We start from the raw sequence: 516 nt of genomic DNA on the forward strand, positions 1-516 counted from the left end.
GTTTGCGCATTGAAGGGAAGCAATGGAACCATAAACGGGTCCACCGTGTGTACAAGGCCCTTGGACTGCCTTTGAGAAGAAAAGCGAAGAAGCGTCTGCCGGCAAGGGTCAAAGAGCCCTTGGAGGTCCCCGGCGAGCTCAACCACACCTGGAGTATGGATTTTGTGACCGATGTCCTTGAAAACAAGAGACGCTTCAGGTCGTTCAACGTAATCGATGATTTCAACAGGGAGGCACTTTATATAGAAGTGGACTTTTCCTTGACCAGCAACCGTATCGTCTGGGTACTGAACCATCTTATCAACAAAAAAGGCAAACCGAAGAAGATACGAATGGATAACGGCCCGGAGTTCATAGCTCATTTAACGAACGATTGGAGCCAGATGCACGGGATAGAATTCAAATATATCCAACCGGGAAAACCGACCCAGAACGCTTTTGTGGAAAGGTTCAATGGTAGTTATCGGCGAGGGGTCCTTGACAAATATATATTCGAGGATATCGACCAAGTAAGGG

The 516-nt window shown here is 47.7% G+C and carries 1 protein-coding gene; it reads left to right on the forward strand.

Annotated features, from left to right (window positions below):
- Window positions 1–516 (forward strand): DDE-type integrase/transposase/recombinase (locus BFP77_RS16445; protein ID WP_143751930.1); only part of this gene is annotated, 516 nt, incomplete at both ends.

This window comes from Maribacter sp. 4U21 (assembly GCF_002742365.1).
Lineage (GTDB): Bacteria > Bacteroidota > Bacteroidia > Flavobacteriales > Flavobacteriaceae > Maribacter.